The 15,932-nt window shown below is 63.3% G+C and carries 20 protein-coding genes; 2 read left to right on the top strand and 18 right to left on the bottom strand.

Features of this window, described 5'->3' with window-relative positions:
- Positions 1–184 precede the first annotated feature (184 nt).
- Positions 185–1,978: a class I poly(R)-hydroxyalkanoic acid synthase gene (locus ACTTAI_RS15645; RefSeq protein ID WP_444452440.1), complete on the bottom strand. Its 1,794-nt coding sequence runs from the start codon at positions 1,976–1,978 to the stop codon at positions 185–187.
- A gap of 91 nt (positions 1,979–2,069) precedes the next feature.
- On the opposite strand from ACTTAI_RS15645, the gene phaZ reads away from it, so the two are divergent.
- On the top strand, positions 2,070–3,338 hold the full coding sequence (phaZ, locus tag ACTTAI_RS15650; protein WP_444452441.1) for a polyhydroxyalkanoate depolymerase: 1,269 nt from the start codon (positions 2,070–2,072) through the stop codon (positions 3,336–3,338).
- A gap of 132 nt (positions 3,339–3,470) precedes the next feature.
- Here the strand turns inward: phaZ and ACTTAI_RS15655 are convergent, their stop codons facing one another.
- The 5 genes from ACTTAI_RS15655 to ACTTAI_RS15675 form a co-directional block, all read right to left on the bottom strand.
- Positions 3,471–4,031 carry a F0F1 ATP synthase subunit B gene (locus ACTTAI_RS15655; RefSeq protein ID WP_444452442.1) on the bottom strand — a complete coding sequence of 187 codons (561 nt, stop codon included), beginning with the start codon at positions 4,029–4,031 and terminating at the stop codon, positions 3,471–3,473.
- A gap of 4 nt (positions 4,032–4,035) precedes the next feature.
- Positions 4,036–4,596: a F0F1 ATP synthase subunit B' gene (locus ACTTAI_RS15660; protein ID WP_444452443.1), complete on the bottom strand. Its 561-nt coding sequence runs from the start codon at positions 4,594–4,596 to the stop codon at positions 4,036–4,038.
- A gap of 74 nt (positions 4,597–4,670) precedes the next feature.
- The gene (locus ACTTAI_RS15665) at positions 4,671–4,907 is read right to left on the bottom strand and encodes a F0F1 ATP synthase subunit C (RefSeq protein WP_013066486.1); all 237 of its coding nucleotides are present in this window, start codon (positions 4,905–4,907) and stop codon (positions 4,671–4,673) included.
- A gap of 70 nt (positions 4,908–4,977) precedes the next feature.
- A complete protein-coding gene (locus ACTTAI_RS15670; protein WP_444452444.1) occupies positions 4,978–5,754 on the bottom strand; it encodes a F0F1 ATP synthase subunit A in 777 nt (258 codons plus the stop codon).
- Between the two features lie 2 nt (positions 5,755–5,756).
- Positions 5,757–6,101 carry an AtpZ/AtpI family protein gene (locus tag ACTTAI_RS15675; protein WP_444452445.1) on the bottom strand — a complete coding sequence of 115 codons (345 nt, stop codon included), beginning with the start codon at positions 6,099–6,101 and terminating at the stop codon, positions 5,757–5,759.
- 212 nt (positions 6,102–6,313) lie between these two features.
- Here ACTTAI_RS15675 and ACTTAI_RS15680 point away from each other — a divergent pair, with 212 nt between their 5' ends.
- Complete coding sequence (locus tag ACTTAI_RS15680) at positions 6,314–6,661, top strand: ArsR/SmtB family transcription factor (protein ID WP_444452446.1); 348 nt, start codon at positions 6,314–6,316, stop codon at positions 6,659–6,661.
- A gap of 23 nt (positions 6,662–6,684) precedes the next feature.
- On the opposite strand, the gene ACTTAI_RS15685 is transcribed toward ACTTAI_RS15680, so the two are convergent.
- The 12 genes from ACTTAI_RS15685 to ACTTAI_RS15740 form a co-directional block, all read right to left on the bottom strand.
- On the bottom strand, positions 6,685–7,557 hold the full coding sequence (locus ACTTAI_RS15685; protein ID WP_444452447.1) for an urea carboxylase-associated family protein: 873 nt from the start codon (positions 7,555–7,557) through the stop codon (positions 6,685–6,687).
- A gap of 94 nt (positions 7,558–7,651) precedes the next feature.
- Positions 7,652–7,816, bottom strand: coding sequence for a hypothetical protein (locus ACTTAI_RS15690; protein ID WP_444452448.1), 165 nt, complete (start codon positions 7,814–7,816; stop codon positions 7,652–7,654).
- A 154-nt stretch (positions 7,817–7,970) separates the two neighbouring features.
- Entirely contained in the window at positions 7,971–8,750 is a 780-nt protein-coding gene (locus ACTTAI_RS15695; RefSeq protein ID WP_444452449.1) for a succinate dehydrogenase iron-sulfur subunit, read from the bottom strand.
- Positions 8,751–8,761: 11 nt separating this feature from the next.
- Positions 8,762–9,931, bottom strand: coding sequence for a glycosyltransferase 61 family protein (locus ACTTAI_RS15700; RefSeq protein WP_444452450.1), 1,170 nt, complete (start codon positions 9,929–9,931; stop codon positions 8,762–8,764).
- Between the two features lies 1 nt (position 9,932).
- Positions 9,933–10,229 carry a hypothetical protein gene (locus ACTTAI_RS15705; protein WP_444452451.1) on the bottom strand — a complete coding sequence of 99 codons (297 nt, stop codon included), beginning with the start codon at positions 10,227–10,229 and terminating at the stop codon, positions 9,933–9,935.
- Between the two features lies 1 nt (position 10,230).
- Positions 10,231–12,036, bottom strand: a complete 1,806-nt coding sequence (gene sdhA, locus ACTTAI_RS15710) for a succinate dehydrogenase flavoprotein subunit (RefSeq protein ID WP_444452452.1) — start codon at positions 12,034–12,036, stop codon at positions 10,231–10,233.
- A gap of 16 nt (positions 12,037–12,052) precedes the next feature.
- Positions 12,053–12,451 carry a succinate dehydrogenase, hydrophobic membrane anchor protein gene (sdhD, locus tag ACTTAI_RS15715; protein ID WP_444452453.1) on the bottom strand — a complete coding sequence of 133 codons (399 nt, stop codon included), beginning with the start codon at positions 12,449–12,451 and terminating at the stop codon, positions 12,053–12,055.
- Positions 12,452–12,461: 10 nt separating this feature from the next.
- A complete protein-coding gene (sdhC, locus tag ACTTAI_RS15720; protein WP_444452454.1) occupies positions 12,462–12,860 on the bottom strand; it encodes a succinate dehydrogenase, cytochrome b556 subunit in 399 nt (132 codons plus the stop codon).
- Positions 12,861–13,201: 341 nt separating this feature from the next.
- Positions 13,202–14,239 (bottom strand): MaoC family dehydratase, encoded by a 1,038-nt coding sequence (locus ACTTAI_RS15725; protein WP_444452455.1) that lies wholly within the window; start codon positions 14,237–14,239, stop codon positions 13,202–13,204.
- Entirely contained in the window at positions 14,240–14,443 is a 204-nt protein-coding gene (locus tag ACTTAI_RS15730; protein ID WP_110805261.1) for a DUF1737 domain-containing protein, read from the bottom strand.
- Positions 14,440–15,000: an NnrU family protein gene (locus tag ACTTAI_RS15735; protein ID WP_444452456.1), complete on the bottom strand. Its 561-nt coding sequence runs from the start codon at positions 14,998–15,000 to the stop codon at positions 14,440–14,442. The genes ACTTAI_RS15730 and ACTTAI_RS15735 overlap by 4 nt, the downstream gene beginning before the upstream one ends.
- Before the next feature lie 10 nt (positions 15,001–15,010).
- Positions 15,011–15,877, bottom strand: coding sequence for an HpcH/HpaI aldolase/citrate lyase family protein (locus ACTTAI_RS15740; protein WP_444452457.1), 867 nt, complete (start codon positions 15,875–15,877; stop codon positions 15,011–15,013).
- Between the last annotated feature and the right edge of the window lie 55 nt (positions 15,878–15,932).

The raw sequence follows: 15,932 nt of genomic DNA on the forward strand, positions 1-15,932 counted from the left end.
TCAGGGGGGCCCTTCGAGGCGGCGGGGCCCGTTCGCTTGACTCAGATATAAATGCTGCAGCGCAGCATTGCAAGAAATAATTTCTGCATCGCAGCGCGTTTTTTCGCGCCCAGGTTGATTTGCATCAAGGTGTCTCACCAAAAGGAAAGGGGGCCGAAGCCCCCCTTTCGGGATCCTCCCGGCATCAAAGCACGACGACCTCGGCCACATAGGTGCCGGGCGCGGGGGCAAGCGGCGGATGGCGAGCGTCGCCCGGTTCGCGCGCGGCGACCATCTTGCCCGAATGGCCGGAGAGCCAGGCCCCCCAGCGCGGCCACCAGCTGCCCTTGGTATAGGTCGCACCAGCCCGCCATTCCTCCGGGTCCTCGATCGGCACCTCGGAGGTGTAATGGCCGTATTTCTCCTTCGTCGGCGGGTTCACGATCCCGGCGATATGGCCCGATTCCGACAGGATGAAGGTCTTGTCACTCGACCCCATCTGCGCGACGCCATTGAACGACGCGACCCATGGCGCGATATGGTCGGTCTCGCAGGCAATGGCGCAGAGCGGCACCTTGACCCCCGAGACATGCAGCACCTCGCCCATCAGATCGAAGCCGTCGGTGGTGAAGGCATCGGCCTGACAAAGCCCACGCAGATATTCCACCGCCATCTTGCCCGGCAGGTTCGTGCTGTCGCCGTTCCAGTAGAGCAGGTCAAAGGCTGGGGGTGATTCCCCCATCATGTAGCTGCGGATCGCGGGCTGATAGATCAGGTCATTCGCCCGCAGATAGGAGAAGGTGCGCGTCATGTAATAGCTCGACAGCACCCCGTCCATGCGCACCTGACGCTCGATCCCGTCGACGAAATCATCCTGCAGGAACGGGGTGAACTCGCCCTGATCGGAGAAATCCGTCAGCGTGGTAAAGAAGGTCGCGGTCTTGATCGAGCGGTCCTTGCGCTTCTCCAGCAGCGCCAGAACCAGGCTCAGCGTCGTTCCGGCGATGCAATAGCCCACCGCATTGACCTGCTTCTCGCCGGTGATCGCCTTCACCTCGTCGATCGCGGTCAGATAGCCGTCGCGGATGTAATCCTCCATCCCCACATCGGCGTAAGACCGGTCCGGGTTCTTCCAGCTGACGACGAAAAGGGTGAAGCCCTGATCGACGATCCAGCGGATCAGGCTGTTTTGCGGCTTCAGATCGAGGATGTAGAACTTGTTGATCCACGGCGGGAAGATGATCAGCGGTGTCTTGTGCACGGTGGGCGTCGTCGGCGTGTACTGGATCAGCTCCATCAGCCGGTTGCGATAGACCACCTGCCCCTTCGCCGTGCCGATGTTGTGCCCGACACTGAAAGCGTTCTTGTCCGCGAGCGTGATCACCAGATCGCCCCGGTTCGCCTCGATGTCGCGGACCAGGTTCTCCAGCCCGCGCACCAGGCTTTCCCCTTCTGTCGCAACGGCTTTTTCCAGCGCATCGGGGTTCGTCGCCAGAAAATTCGTCGGCGCCATCATGTCGATGATCTGCTTCGAGAACATCTCGAGGCGCCGGCGATCGACGGGATCAAGCCCCTCGATCTTCGCCAGCGCCTCTTCGATCGACGAGGAGGCAATCAGATATTGCTGCTTGATGAAGTTGAAATAGGGATGTGTATCCCAAAGCGGATTGGAAAAGCGGCGATCCTTCGGCCCCGGGTCGGCCGGCGGTTTGAACGTGCCTTGCGCGAAAGCATGGGTGGCGTCGATGTAATGCGTCATCGCCTGCGCCCAATAGTTCACCTGCGCCTCGAAGATCTTCGCGGGATTCGCCGTCATCTCGCGCATCAGCGCGGTCGAGGACGACACGTAAAGATCCAGCCCCGGCCCTTCCAGGGCCGGATTCAACGGGCGCTTTTGCGCGATGGCTTCTACCATGCGTTGCGTGAGTGTCTCAATTCGCGCCAGATTGTCCCGCATTTGCTGCGATGCAGCAGATTCGACCTTTTCAGGCGTTGTCATAACTATATTTCCTCCCTATCCTTGACTAAGAAACATAACGTCCGCTTGGACAGGGACAAGCGGCGATTGAGCGGTTTCTTGGGGAGCGCCAATGAAGGGCATGATGAGCTATGACCTGATGGAGACCATCAGGAACACGAATGAGTGGATGGGCGCCTCGGCCCGGGCCATGGCGTCCTACCCTGTCTGGGGGCTGACGCCACACCCGATGTTCAAGCTGATGTCGGCCTGGGGCCGCGTGACCGAGCGCAGCTTCGCGCGCATGGTCATCAAGCCCGACTGGGGCATCCGCTCGATTCCGGCCGCCGACGGCAAGGATCACCTGATCGAGATCGAGACGCTGGTCGACAAGCCCTTTGGCGCTCTGATCCATTTCAAGGTGCAGGGCCGGGCGCCGATGGCGCGGCGCATCCTTCTGGTGGCGCCGATGTCGGGCCATTATGCGACGCTCCTCCGCTCGACCGTGGCGAGCCTGCTGCCCGATGCTGACGTCTATGTGACGGATTGGCATAACGCGCGTGACATCCCTGTTTCCGCGGGCAAATTCGACATCGAGGATTACACGCTTTACCTTGTCGAGTTCATGCGCCTGCTTGGCCCCGACATCAACGTGATCGCGGTCTGTCAACCCGCGCCGCTGACGCTGGCCGCGACCGCCTATCTGGCCGAGGAAGAGCCCGAGGCGCAGCCGCGCACGCTGACGCTGATCGGCGGGCCGATCGACCCCGATGCCGCCGCGACCGAGGTGACCGATTTCGGCCGCCGCGTCACCATGGGGCAGCTGGAACACATGGTGATCCAGCGCGTCGGCTTCAAATACAAGGGCGCCGGGCGGCTGGTCTATCCGGGGCTGATGCAGCTTGCCTCGTTCATCTCGATGAACATGGACAAGCACACCAAGGCCTTCTCGGACAAGATCCTGATGGAGTCGAAGGGCGAAGGCTCTGAACATGACCATCACAACATCTTCTATGATGAATATCTGGCGGTGATGGACATGACCGCGGAATTCTACCTGTCCACGGTGGAACGGATCTTCAAGGGGCTCGAAATCGCGCAGAACCGCTTCGAGGTCGAGGGCAAGCGCGTCGATATCGGCAAGATCACCCGCGTTGCGGTGAAGACGGTCGAGGGCTCGAACGACGACATCTCGGCGCCCGGGCAATGCGTGGCGGCGCTGCGGCTTCTCACCGGCCTGCCCGAGGAGAAGAAGGCGCAGCATCTGGAACCGGGCGCGGGCCATTACGGCATCTTCGCGGGCTCGTCCTGGCGCAACAACATCCGGCCGCTGGTGCTGAATTTCATCGATGCGAATGCGGCTCCGCCGAAGGCGAACGTGACCGCAATCCGCGCCGTCTGAGTCCCCTGCCCCGTTCAATGCAAGACGCGCGCCTTCGGGCGCGCGTTTTATTTTGCCCTGCGCCTTTGCGACAAGGCCAAAAGCAAAAACCCGGCCGCGAGGCCGGGTTTTCGATCTGGTCTGGAAATCGGCTCAGTTCAGCCGGGTTTCCACTTCCGCGATCGAGGCGTCGATCATCTTCGACTTCTCGGCCGCCGACATCTGGTTCGCCAGAACCTCGGCCGCAGCGGCAACCGCCACTTGCACAGCGCGGTCCTTCACGTCCTTCAGCGCAGCGGCTTCCGCCGAGGCGATCCGGTCTTCGGCACCCTTCAGGCGGCGCGCGATGGCCTCCTTCAGGTCCGCCTTGGCTTGCTCGGCCGCCAGTTGCGCGTCGCGCTTGGCAGCGGCGACGATCTCGTCGGCCTGCCCTTGCACTTCGCGCGCCTTGCGCTCGTAGCTCGCCAGGATCTTCTGCGCTTCGTCACGCAGCGCCTTGGCCTCGTCCAGCTCCGACTTGATGCCTTCGGCACGCTTGTCAAGCATGGCCATCAGCATCGACGGAACCTTGAACTTGATCAGGACGCCGATGAAGATGAGGAACGCGGTGAGGATCACGAAATGCGCGTTGCGCAGCGAGACGAACGGGCCTTCTTCCGAAGCGAAAGCCGGGTTCGCCGCCAGAGCAACGAGCAGGAACGTCAGTTTCTTCATCGCGTTACCCCTTCACCCGCTGATCGACCGCGGCAGTGACCGCGCTCGTATCGGCTTTGCCGCCCAGCGCCGTGACGATGGCCGTGGCCGTGTCGGTGGCGACGATCTGCACCGCCTCCAGCGCACCGGCGCGGATTTCGGCGATCTTCACTTCCGACTGCGCGACCCGGGCCCCGATATCCGCATCGGCTTTCGCCGCGGCGGCATCGAGGTCCTTCTGGATCGCCGCACGAGTCTCGGCGATGATCTTTTGCGCTTGCGCACGGGCGTCGGCCAGCGCCTTGGCATAGGCCGCTTCCGCGTCCTTGGCCTTCAGCTTGTACTGTTCCGCCGCTTCGATATCACCGGTGATGGTGCCCGCGCGGTCCGCAAGGATCCCCGCGATGCGCGGAATGGCGATGTTGGTCAGAAGCCAGTAGATGGCGCCCAGAGCCAGCAGAAGCCAGAAGATCTGGTTCGGGAAGGTCGAGAAGTCGAGTTGCGGCATCCCGCCTTTTTCCGCAGCCTCGGCAGCGTGTCCGGCGACAGCAGCAGCGGCTTCGACCGCTTGAGTTTCGTTTGCCATGTCGTCCCCCTGGACCCCTCAGTTACCGGGTGGGTGCAGAACACCCACCCGACCGCAAGGATAGGTAGCAGGGATCAGACGGCGAACATCAGCAGAAGCGCGACGAGGAACGAGAAGATCCCCAGCGCTTCGGCGAACGCGATACCGATGAACATGGTGGCGGTTTGCGAAGCGGCCGCCGACGGGTTACGCAGCGCGCCCGAGATGAAGTTGCCGACGACGTGGCCCACACCGACGGCGGCGCCGCCCATGCCGGTGCACGCGAGACCAGCACCGATGTAGGCACCCATTTGAACGATATCGCCTTCCATGATGGACACTCCTTGAGGTTGGAATTGGCTGAATTGAGGTTGTTTCGAAGACCTGTCTGCGGTCCGGGCCTCAGTGGCCCGGATGCAGCGCGTCTTTCAGGTAGACGCAGGTCAGGATGGTGAAGACGTAGGCCTGCACGAAGGCCACGAGGATTTCGAGCGCATACATCGCCACGATCGCCAGCACCGACAAGGGCGTCACGATCACGCCGACGAAGGAGAACAGGATCAGCGGAGCGAAGGCCGCGAACACTTCCATCACCGCGTGGCCAGCCATCATGTTGCCGGCAAGACGAATGGAGTGGCTGACGGGACGCACGAAGTAGGAGATGACCTCGATCACGGCCAGGATCGGGCGCAGCGCCAGCGGCGCGGCCGAGACCCAGAACAGGCCGAGGAAGTGGCTGCCGTGCTTCATGAAACCAAGCGCGGTGACGCCGATGAACACACCCATCGCCATGACCGCGGTAACCGCGATGTGCGAGGTGGGGGTGAAGGCGCCGGGGATCAGGCCGAGGAAGTTCGAGAAGACGATGAACAGGAAGAGCGTGAAGATATAGGGGAAGTAGGCCAGCCCCTCTTTACCCGCAACGTCTTCGACCATCTTGTGGATGAAGCTGTAGGCCAGTTCCGCCACCGACTGGATGCGGCCCGGAACGATGGCGCGACGCAGCGTGCCCACGACCATCAGCAGCGCGATCATCAGAACGCCGATCGCCATCCACAGGGTGGTGTTGGTGGGAACGAAAAATTCGTACCAGCTGATCGGCTCGCCGCTGAACAGCGAGTGAATCTTGAACGGTTCCATCGGGTGGAACACAAGGCCGGTGCCAGCTTCTTCTGCCACGACTATTTCCCCTCTTTGCCAGCTGCGGCCGCAGCTGCCTGTGCCTTTGTCAAGTCCGCGGCCGAGCGAAGCATCACCTTCACCCCCGCCGCGAGACCGAGGAAGACGAAGATCAGCATCAGGAGAGGCTTGGTGCCGAAAACAGCGTCGAGCCCAAATCCGATGCCGAAGCCGATCCCCAGCCCCGAAACCAGTTCGATGACCATCCGCCAGGCCATGTCGGCCATCCGCAGATCCCCATCCGCTGCGCGTTTGGGCGCCTCCTCCGTCTTCTTCAGTTGCGAAATCCGTTTCTCAAGCGCCGCCAGGCGCTCGGGATCGGGTTCTTCCGCACTTTCATCGGACATGGATGCTCCCCGCAGGTTGAGGCTGTGTCTAACGGCGCAAGCCCGATGAGTCAACGCCGTTGACAGAGTCTTTCCGGCGCTGCAAGCTCATGTTTTCAAATACGTTTGCGCAACCATCCCCGCGCGGCGGACCGGGTTTTCGCACGGGTCGGGCCAAAGTGATATTCAACCGATCGGTTGACGTTTTGCCGCAGCATGCGCAAAGTCGGCGCATGACCCATGACCCTTCCTCTGCGCTTGATGCCGTCTTTGCGGCGCTTGCCGACCCGACGCGGCGGGCGATCCTGACCATGCTGCTCGAAGACGACATGGCGGTGACCGACGTGGCCGAGCCGTTTCAGATGTCGCTTGCGGCGATCTCGAAACATCTGTCGATCCTCGCCGAGGCTGGTCTGATCTCGCAGGAAAAGCGCGGCCGGGTGAAGTGGTGCAAGCTCGAACCGGCGGCGATGGAGGGGGCGATCGTCTGGATCCAGAGCTTCGGGCAGTTCGAGCCGCTCGATCTGGAAGCCTTCGAGCGGTTTCTGGAAACCGAACTGCACGCGCCGCAGGCGGAGTAAGGGGGCCAGCGCCCCCTGCCCCATCAGTCGAGATCGCAGCCATGCGTGCGATCGTAGCCATTGCGCGCAGGCGATACCCAGCCCGCGGGCGGGGCTTTCGGAGTAAACACTTCGACCAGCAGCGGATAGCAGGCCGCCGCATCCGAGGAATGCTCAGACGAGCAATCCCCGCCCGGGCAGGCCGAGAGCGCGCCGCCCAGATCGATCTCGGCGAAGAATTCCAGATAATCGCCCGGCCGCACCGGCGAGGCCTTCATGAAATACTGCCCGGTATCGCGGGTGAAGCCCGTGCACATGAAGACATTGAGCACGTCATGCACATGGAATTCGCAGGCGTGTTTCATCAGCCCCGTCGCCTCGGTCAGCGCGCGGGTCAGGTTCGAATGGCAGCAGTGGTGGTAAGTGTCGCCGCCCGACAGCATGTGATGCGTATAGGGGTCGCAGCGCGTGCCGATCACGTCATGCACCGAGCCGCCGTGCTCGTCGATGCCATACCAGTCGAGCGTGTCATCGGTGATCGTCGCCATCGGCCGCAGATAGGGGATCGAGGACCAGAGCTGATCTCCCGTCGACAGATGCGTGCCGTGCAGCGCCCGGGTCTTGCCGGAAAAGAAGCGCTCGTTCAGATCCTCGGCCGCCCAGAGGTTCAGGTCACCGACCTGCGGCCCCTCGATGGAGGTGATGCGGAAGAAGCACCCGGCCGGGACTTCGAAATATTTCGCCTCGCGCGCAGGGACGATCACCTCGGCGGTCTTCGTCCAGCTGTCGCGGGCGGCGCGCAGCGCGGCAAGATCGGGGCGCGGCAGCGTCTCGACCGGATAGCAGATCACCGGCTTGATCGCGCGCGCGTGCGCGGCATCGGCGGGCGGGGCATGTTCGGGATGGGTCAGTTTCACGGGGCGCGGTCTCCTTTACCCCAGTCTCACCCGGCTTTGGCGCAAAAGCAAAGCCCCCGCCGACCGGCAGGGGCGCTTTTGCGGCACGCGTGGCTCAGGCCGCGTAATATTCGAACATCTGTTCGATTTCGGTCTCTTCGATCAGGTCGGCCTTGCCACGGGCGGGCGTGTAATAGGCCCAGGCATCGGCCAGAATTCGCAGCGCTTCAGCGGCTTTTTCCTGCTCGGATTTCTTCCGGAAGGTGACGATCTTCGACATGGGATGCTCCTGTAGGTCGCTGGTCTCCCCTGCGACAATATATCCCACGTGCTCCCCGCCCGACAGCACAAATGCTGCAACCGCGATATGCATTTTCTGCAACGCAGCAAAAAGGCCCCTGCAGTACGGGGGCCTTTTGCGGGTCGAGACCGGATCAGACGTGCCGGTTGATCATCAGTTTCTTGATCTCGGCAATCGCTTTCGCCGGGTTCAGCCCCTTCGGGCAGGTCTTGGCGCAGTTCATGATCGTGTGGCAGCGATACAGCTTGAACGGGTCTTCAAGCGCATCGAGACGCTCGGCCGTGGCCTCGTCGCGGCTGTCGATGATCCAGCGATAGGCATGCAGCAGCGCCGCCGGACCAAGGTAGCGGTCGGAGTTCCACCAGTAGCTCGGGCACGAGGTCGAGCACGAGGCACACATCACGCATTCATAAAGACCATCGAGTTTCTTGCGGTCCTCGATCGACTGCAGCCATTCTTTCTCCGGCTTGTTCGTCGTCGTTTGCAGGAACGGCATGATCGAGGCGTGCTGCGCGTAGAACAGCGTCAGGTCGGGCACGAGATCCTTGACCACAGGCATGTGCGGCAGCGGGTAGATGCGGACATCGCCCTTGATCTCGTCGAGGCCGTAGATGCAGGCCAGCGTGTTGATCCCGTCGATGTTCATCGCGCAGGAACCGCAGATCCCCTCGCGGCAGGAGCGCCGGAAGGTCAGCGTCGGGTCGATCTCGTTTTTGATCTTCAGAAGCGCATCAAGAACCATCGGCCCGCAACGGTCCATGTCGAGGAAATAGGTGTCGACCCGCGGGTTTTCACCGGTATCCGGGTCCCAGCGGTAGATCTTGAACTTGCGCACGTTTTTGGCGCCCTCGGGCCGCGGCCAGGTCTTGCCGACGCGGATCTTGGAGTTTTTCGGAAGCGTGAACTGAACCATTGGGCGTCCTTTCAGTGCGAAGCGGACCGGGCCGGGGGCGGCTCGGCCAAGTCGAGAAGCTCGTCGGGCGTGGAAATCTGCTCGAGGAGGCGGATGAGATTGAGAACGGCCTGATCGACCGGGGCGGCCTGCGCCACAAGCCAGCGCAGGGCATCGTCGAGTACGGCCGCGCGCCAGGCCTCGTGGTCCCAGTGCCGGGCCAGCGGCACGCCCAGATCGGCGAAGGCGGCAAAGAGCGCGGGCAGGTCGTAGAAGGCCGCGTAAAGATGGCGGAATTCGCGCGGGGTCGTGTGCTCGGGCCCCTTGAACGTGCCCGAAACCGTCAGATGCCCGGCGACGACGTCGTGATAGTGCAGACTGCGGCAGCGCGGCGTCAGCACGGCCTTGCTGACATCCAGCCCCGAGCGGCGGCGCAGGATGTGAATGTCCTGATCGAGACGGCCCAGCAGCTGGCGGCCATGCAGCGCCGAGCCTTCGGCGAAGACCAGCACCTCGGCCTGCGCATAGCACTGCATCTGCGCGCGGATCGGCATCCGGCCCGGGTCGATCACGGTCACGCCCAGCTGCCCCAGCAGCCCGGCCAGATAGCCCTCGCCCAGATGGCCGCCACGGCCCGCTGCCACCATCCCGGCGCGGCTGACATAGACCAGCGGCAAGCGCTTTTGCCGGTCCAGCCCGTGATGGGTGGGCAGCCCGTCGAGCAGGTCCAGATAGGCCGGATCGGGGGCGATATCGCCCATCATCTCGCCCTGGGCGCAGACGCGCAATTCGGGGGCGAGGCTCGGCTCGGTGACAAAGCGCGCGCGACGTGGCGGCATCGTCAGCCAAGCGAAGATATCCTGCACCCAAAGCGCAAGCCCCTCGGGCGCAACGCCGGTGGGCAGGGTGAACAGCACCACGTCATCGGTGCGCTGATTGATGGCAGGCAACAGCCGGGTGATGTGTTCGGCAACGAGATGGCCGAATTCATGGCTGAGATAGCCGCCCCAAAGCGCCGGGCGGTGGAACTGCCGCACCGGCTTGCGCAGCGGCGGCGCGCTGTCGAGCGGGCGCCCGCCACGGCAAAAGCGCGGCGCGGTCTGACGCTCGAAATCGGGCCAGATCGGCCCGCCCAGCGGCACATGTTCGGAAATCCGGGTCACGGGCATCACGGGCACGTCGCTGAAGCAGAGCATCTCCATCTCAGCGCCTCCCCCCCACGTCGTAATAGGGGCGGCTCGGCGCCTGCCCGGCCCGGGCGCGGACGCAATTCGCATAGGCGACGCCGGGGTCTCCGGCAGCGCCCAGATGGAAGGTCAGATCGATATCCGAATGGAAGTTGCCATCCGAAGCAACGCCCATCCGGCCTTCGCCGGAAAGGGGCGCTTGCGGGGCAACGGCTTCGGCGCACAGCTCTTCGGCTTCGGGCAGGGCCATGGGGCCGCAACCGGCAAGGGCAAGCCCTGCCGCCGCGATCCCATATGCCCAGACCCGTGCCATCTCAGAACGTCCGCGCTTTCGGGGCGATCTTGGCGAGACTGATGCCGCCTTCGGCTTCGGTGGTCAGCGGTTCGGTGATCACCGGGCGGTAGGTCAGCTCGACCTTGTTGCCTTCGACCCGCATGATCGAGTGCTTGCGCCAGTTCACGTCGTCGCGCGTCGCATGGTCTTCCGAGGCATGGGCGCCGCGGCTTTCCTTGCGGGCTTCGGCACCGACGATGGTGGCCAGCGCGTTCGGCATCAGGTTCGTCAGTTCCAGCGTTTCCATCAGGTCGCTGTTCCAGACGAGCGAGCGGTCGGTGACTTTCAGATCCGACACTTTCGCCGCGATCTCGGTCATCTTCGCCTTGCCTTCGGCCAGCGTCTTGTCGGTGCGGAAGACGGCCGCATCGGCCTGCATCGTGCGCTGCATCTGCAGACGCAGATCCGCCGTGGGCGTGCCGCCCTTGGCATGGCGCAGCCCGTCGAAGCGATCGAAGCACTTGTCGACCGAGGCCTGATTGTAGGCCGCCGGACGCGCCTTCGGATCGACGATCTCACCGGCGCGGATCGCGGCGGCACGGCCGAAGACCACGAGGTCGATCAGCGAGTTCGAGCCAAGGCGGTTCGCCCCGTGCACCGAGGCGCAACCAGCCTCGCCCACGGCCATCAGGCCCGGAACGACGGCGTTCGGATTGTCCTTGGTCGGGTTCAGCGCTTCGCCCCAGTAGTTCGTCGGAATGCCGCCCATGTTGTAATGCACCGTCGGCAGAACCGGGATCGGCTCCTTGGTCACGTCGACACCGGCGAAGATCTTCGCCGATTCCGAGATGCCCGGCAGACGTTCGGCCAGCGCTTCTTTCGGCAGGTGGCTCAGGTTCAGGTGGATGTGGTCCTTGTGCTCGCCCACACCGCGGCCTTCGCGGATTTCCAGCGTCATGCAGCGCGAGACGTAATCGCGCGGCGCCAGATCCTTGTAGTGCGGCGCATAGCGTTCCATGAACCGCTCGCCTTGCGAGTTCGTCAGGTAACCACCCTCGCCGCGCGCGCCTTCGGTGATCAGGCAGCCCGAGCCATAGATGCCGGTCGGGTGGAACTGCACGAATTCCATGTCCTGCAGCGCAAGACCCGCCCGCGCCACCATCCCGCCGCCGTCGCCGGTGCAGGTATGCGCCGAAGTGGCCGAGAAATAGGCGCGGCCATAGCCGCCCGTCGCCAGCACGACCATCTTCGCGTTGAAGACGTGGAAGGTGCCGTCATCGAGTTTCCAGCAGACGACGCCCTGACAGACGCCATCGTCCGACATGATCAGATCGAGCGCGAAATATTCGATGAAGAATTCCGCGTTGTTCTTCAGCGACTGGCCATAGAGCGTGTGCAGGATGGCGTGGCCGGTGCGGTCGGCGGCGGCACAGGTGCGCTGCACCGGCGGGCCGTCGCCGAATTCGGTGGTGTGACCGCCGAACGGGCGCTGGTAGATCTTGCCCGCCTCGGTGCGGGAAAACGGCACGCCGTAATGTTCCAGCTCATAGACCGCCGCCGGGGCGGAGCGGGCCAGATATTCCATCGCATCGGTGTCGCCCAGCCAGTCCGAGCCCTTGACGGTATCGAACATGTGCCATTGCCAGCTGTCCGGGCCCATGTTGCCCAAGGAGGCCGCGATGCCGCCCTGCGCCGCCACGGTATGCGAGCGGGTCGGGAAGACCTTGGTCACGCAGGCGGTGCGCAGCCCCTGTTCGGCCATGCCCAGCGTTGCCCGCAGGCCCGCGCCACCGGCACCGACCACCACCACGTCATAGTTGTGGGTTTCATAAGTATAGGAAGCCATTGTCCGGGTATCCCTGTCAGTTCGCCGAGTTCAGCACGATGCTGAGGAAAGTCATTTTCGCCAGAGCGTAAAGCACGAGGGCCGTGATCACGTAGGACAGCGAATAGACGAGGATCACCAGACCCTTGCGCAGGCTGCCCTGGGTGTAGTCTTCCAGCATGACCTGCGCGCCCTTGGCGAAGTGGCGCATACCCACCAGCGTGACGAGGCCGGTCAGGATCGCCGGGAAGGGCCGGGCGAAATGCGCGATCACCTCTTCCTGCGTGCCGCCGATGGCCGAGCCGAAGACGAAGATGAAGGTCGGAACGAGGAAGGCGAGCGCCACCGAGGACATCGTCATCCACCAGAAATGCTCGGTCCCGGACCCCGAGGCCCCCTTGCCGACGGCGCGTTTGCGATCGGTCAGATAGCGCATGGTTGCCTCCTCAGAAAATCGCCAGAATGATCAGGGTCAGGAGCGTCAGCACGACCGAGCCGATGATCGCCCCCCAGCCGAGTTTCTCGGCGGTTTCGATATCGAGCCCCTTGCCGGTGTCCCACAGCAGGTGCCGCAGCCCGGTCAGGTAGTGATACCACATCGACCAAGCCATCCCCGCAAAGACGAGATAGCCCAGCCACGAGGTGACGATCCAGTTCACGAAGGCAAAATAGCCGGGGCTCGAAGCGGCGGCGATCAGCCACCACGCGCCGAGCACGAAGCCCGCAATGAGCGCGTTGCCGGTGATCCGGGTCAGGATCGAGCTCATCGACGTCATTTGCGGACGGTAATACGGGCCGATCATGAAGGGGGAAAGGGGTCGCTCGACCCGTTTCGGTTCAGCCATTTGGGGTCCCTCACTCGCTGGGCCGTCTGCGCGGGCCAGAGAGTGGAGGCAGACGGGTTGGCCGGAATTGTGAAACCTGAATAGGCGGTCACGGCGCCCAAGTCACGCATCCAGATCAAATTTCACCCGCGCAGTTGCAAAAAAACGCACGAAATTTCGCTTTGTGATCACAAAAATGAACAACCGGCAATTGTCGTCCGGTAACATTCAAATGCCGTTTTTCATCCCGGGCAAGGCGGCTTCCAGCCCGACGCATGGCAGCGCAAACAGATGGGGCGGAAACCGTGACCCGGTTTCCGCCCCGTTTGTCCGACTCACCCGCCACGCGGACGAATTTGCGATCACACCGGCATCAGCGCCCAGTAATCGAGATCAAGCAGCACCTCGGGCGCGTATTTTCCGTCCTCGCCCTTGAGCGCAAACGGCGCCGCGCCCTGCTTCACGGCGACAAGCCGCAGCCGGATCGCGCCGACGCCGGGGGCCTCGGTCTCGGCCTTGTCGAGAACCTCGGACCAGGCCTTGACGGTATCGCCCGCAAAGCAGGGATTCGCATGCGCGCCGCCGTTCAGCGCCACGATCATCTGCGCATTGGCGAGCCCGTTGAACGAAAGCGCCCGCGCCATCGAGATCACATGACCGCCGTAGATCAGCCGCTTGCCATCCTCGCGGAAGGTGGCGTCGAAATGCACCTTGGCGGTGTTCTGCCACAGCCGGGTGGCCAGCATGTGCTCGGCTTCCTCGATCGTCACGCCATCGACGTGGTCGATCTTTTCGCCGATCTCGTAATCGCCCCAGCGATGCGGCTCGCCCGACAGGATGAAGTCGTAATCCTCGAAGGTCAGCCCCTCGGGGATCACCAGATCCTCGGCGGGCACGACCTTGCGCAGCTCGGGCAGCACGGCCTCGGGCGCGGGGCTGGCGGCATCGCGTTTGCGCACCATCACCCAGCGGACATATTCCAGCACGACCTCGTCATTCTGGTTCAAGCCCTGCGTGCGGACATAGACATTGCCCGACTTGCCGTTCGAGTTTTCCTTGACGCCGATCACTTCCGAGACCGAGCGCAAAGTATCCCCCGAGTAGACCGGCAGCAGCCAGCGCCCCTCCGCATAGCCAAGGTTGGCGACGGCATTCAGCGAGACATCGGGAACGGTCTTGCCGAAAACGACATGGAAGGCCACGAGGTCATCGAGCGGCGAGCCGTCCAGACCAGAATTCGCGGCGAAGACATCGCTCGAATAGAGCGCATGCCGGGCCGGATAGAGCGCGTGATACAGCGCGCGCTCGCCTTCCGCCACGGTGCGGGGGACAGCGTGTTCGATCACCTGCCCCACCTTGTAATCCTCGAAGAACCGTCCGGGGTTCGTCTTCGCTGCCATTCACTGCTCTCCCAGTTTCAGATCGGGGTGGTAGTCGCCCGGCACATCCTTCACCACCGCCTGCGCACAGCGCATCACGCCGCGCGCGGCGTCGAAGCCATAGGCCGGGTCGCCATGCAGCGCCCAGCCTTTCGAGAGCGCCAGCGAGACCTTGTGACAGAAGGCCGACGTGTCATCCTCGGTCAGGAGCCGGTAGAGTTTCATGGATAGGTTCCCAGAAAGAGGCCGTGGCCGATGACGAGCTGGTGCACCCAGACGATGATGCCATAGAACATCAGCGTGCCGATCAGGTTCTTCAGATCGCCCTTGAGCGAGCCGGGTTTCGGTTTCTTCCACGGGCCGGCGCGGTTGATCAGCACCATCTCGGCCACCGCCCAGAGGCCCAGCGCGCCAAACAGCACGACCGAGGCCGGATCACCATTCACCAGCAGGTGCGCGACCGACCACAGAAGCATGCCCGTAAGCATCGGATGGCGCATCTTGTCGATCAGGATCGACCGCGACCCGCCGACGCCGAACAGATAGATCGCGATCAGCATCAGCGTATTGTTCGCATGCCCCATGCCCGGCAGCGGGTCGTAAAGGTTCGGCATCGCCTCGGTCGCGCGATAGCCGATCACCATCAGCGCAGTGCCGATCAGGATCAGCGCAGCGTCGATCGCCTTGATCTGCGGCATCAGCATGAGGTGCTTGCGCGGCGCAAGGCGCTTGAAGGAATGGGGCAGCACCCAAAGCAGGATGCCGAGGATCATCAATGACATGGCTTGCCTCTCAACTTGCGAGTGCGGCAATCGCCTCCGCTTTCGCAAGGACCTGCCGCGCCGTCACGATATGCAGGTTTTCGACAATCTTTCCATCCACAACCGCGACCCCCTGGCCTGCCGCTTGCGCCTCGTCAAAGGCGGCAATCTGGCGCCGGGCGAGGTCGATCTCGGCCTCGGAGGGCGCAAAGGCCGCGTTGGCAATCTCCAGCTGCGCCGGGTGGATCAGCGTCTTGCCGTCAAAGCCCATGTCGCGGCCCTGATCGCATTCGGCCTTCAGCCCCGCGTCATCCTTGAAGGCATTGTAGACGCCATCGACGATGATCTTGCCGAAGGCTTTCGCAGCGAGCAGGCACAGGCCCAGCCCGGTTTGCAGCGCCAGACGATCGGGGCGGAAGCGGCTTTGCAGCTCTTTCGCAAGGTCGTTCGTCCCCATCACCATGCCTTCAAGACGCGGATGCGCGGCGATGTCGGCCGCATTCAGCATGCCGAGCGCCGTCTCCATCATCGCCCAGAGCGGCACGGTCGGGATCAGGTTCGCCACCGCATCAAGGTCGGATTTGGTCGAAACCTTGGGGATCAGCACGGCGTCGATCTTCACGCCGTCCTTCAACGCCGCGGCCATGGCCAGCGCATCCTCGCGACCCCAGTCGCTGTCGAGCCCGTTGATCCGCACGATCCGCATCCGCGCGCCGAAATCGGCCTCGCGCAGCGCCGTGATCAGAATGGCACGCGCATTGACCTTTTCCTCGACCGCCACGGCATCCTCAAGGTCGAAGATGATCGCGTCGCAGGCCAGACCCGTGGCCTTTTCCAGCGCGCGCTCTTTCGAGCCGGGGATATAGAGCACCGAACGGGTGGGGCGGGCAGCGGTCATGATTCTCTCCTCGCAACAATCTTGCGCGATGAAGCACAAAGCGGACAGATTCAGC

The sequence above is a fragment of the Rhodobacter capsulatus genome, assembly GCF_052363175.1.
GTDB lineage: Bacteria > Pseudomonadota > Alphaproteobacteria > Rhodobacterales > Rhodobacteraceae > Rhodobacter > Rhodobacter capsulatus_D.

What these genes read in the sequence shown, in the direction of transcription:
- sdhC (WP_444452454.1), bottom strand. Translation starts at nt 12,860, where the DNA reads ATGGCTGAACCGAAACGGGTCGAGCGACCCCTTTCCCCCTTCATGATC.
- ACTTAI_RS15660 (WP_444452443.1), bottom strand. Translation starts at nt 4,596, where the DNA reads ATGGCAAACGAAACTCAAGCGGTCGAAGCCGCTGCTGCTGTCGCCGGA.
- ACTTAI_RS15725 (WP_444452455.1), bottom strand. Translation starts at nt 14,239, where the DNA reads ATGGCAGCGAAGACGAACCCCGGACGGTTCTTCGAGGATTACAAGGTG.
- ACTTAI_RS15700 (WP_444452450.1), bottom strand. Translation starts at nt 9,931, where the DNA reads ATGGAGATGCTCTGCTTCAGCGACGTGCCCGTGATGCCCGTGACCCGG.
- ACTTAI_RS15675 (WP_444452445.1), bottom strand. Translation starts at nt 6,101, where the DNA reads ATGTCCGATGAAAGTGCGGAAGAACCCGATCCCGAGCGCCTGGCGGCG.
- ACTTAI_RS15695 (WP_444452449.1), bottom strand. Translation starts at nt 8,750, where the DNA reads ATGGTTCAGTTCACGCTTCCGAAAAACTCCAAGATCCGCGTCGGCAAG.
- ACTTAI_RS15735 (WP_444452456.1), bottom strand. Translation starts at nt 15,000, where the DNA reads ATGTCATTGATGATCCTCGGCATCCTGCTTTGGGTGCTGCCCCATTCC.
- ACTTAI_RS15740 (WP_444452457.1), bottom strand. Translation starts at nt 15,877, where the DNA reads ATGACCGCTGCCCGCCCCACCCGTTCGGTGCTCTATATCCCCGGCTCG.
- sdhA (WP_444452452.1), bottom strand. Translation starts at nt 12,036, where the DNA reads ATGGCTTCCTATACTTATGAAACCCACAACTATGACGTGGTGGTGGTC.
- ACTTAI_RS15730 (WP_110805261.1), bottom strand. Translation starts at nt 14,443, where the DNA reads ATGAAACTCTACCGGCTCCTGACCGAGGATGACACGTCGGCCTTCTGT.
- ACTTAI_RS15690 (WP_444452448.1), bottom strand. Translation starts at nt 7,816, where the DNA reads ATGTCGAAGATCGTCACCTTCCGGAAGAAATCCGAGCAGGAAAAAGCC.
- ACTTAI_RS15645 (WP_444452440.1), bottom strand. Translation starts at nt 1,978, where the DNA reads ATGACAACGCCTGAAAAGGTCGAATCTGCTGCATCGCAGCAAATGCGG.
- ACTTAI_RS15705 (WP_444452451.1), bottom strand. Translation starts at nt 10,229, where the DNA reads ATGGCACGGGTCTGGGCATATGGGATCGCGGCGGCAGGGCTTGCCCTT.
- ACTTAI_RS15655 (WP_444452442.1), bottom strand. Translation starts at nt 4,031, where the DNA reads ATGAAGAAACTGACGTTCCTGCTCGTTGCTCTGGCGGCGAACCCGGCT.
- ACTTAI_RS15665 (WP_013066486.1), bottom strand. Translation starts at nt 4,907, where the DNA reads ATGGAAGGCGATATCGTTCAAATGGGTGCCTACATCGGTGCTGGTCTC.
- phaZ (WP_444452441.1), top strand. Translation starts at nt 2,070, where the DNA reads ATGAAGGGCATGATGAGCTATGACCTGATGGAGACCATCAGGAACACG.
- sdhD (WP_444452453.1), bottom strand. Translation starts at nt 12,451, where the DNA reads ATGCGCTATCTGACCGATCGCAAACGCGCCGTCGGCAAGGGGGCCTCG.
- ACTTAI_RS15680 (WP_444452446.1), top strand. Translation starts at nt 6,314, where the DNA reads ATGACCCATGACCCTTCCTCTGCGCTTGATGCCGTCTTTGCGGCGCTT.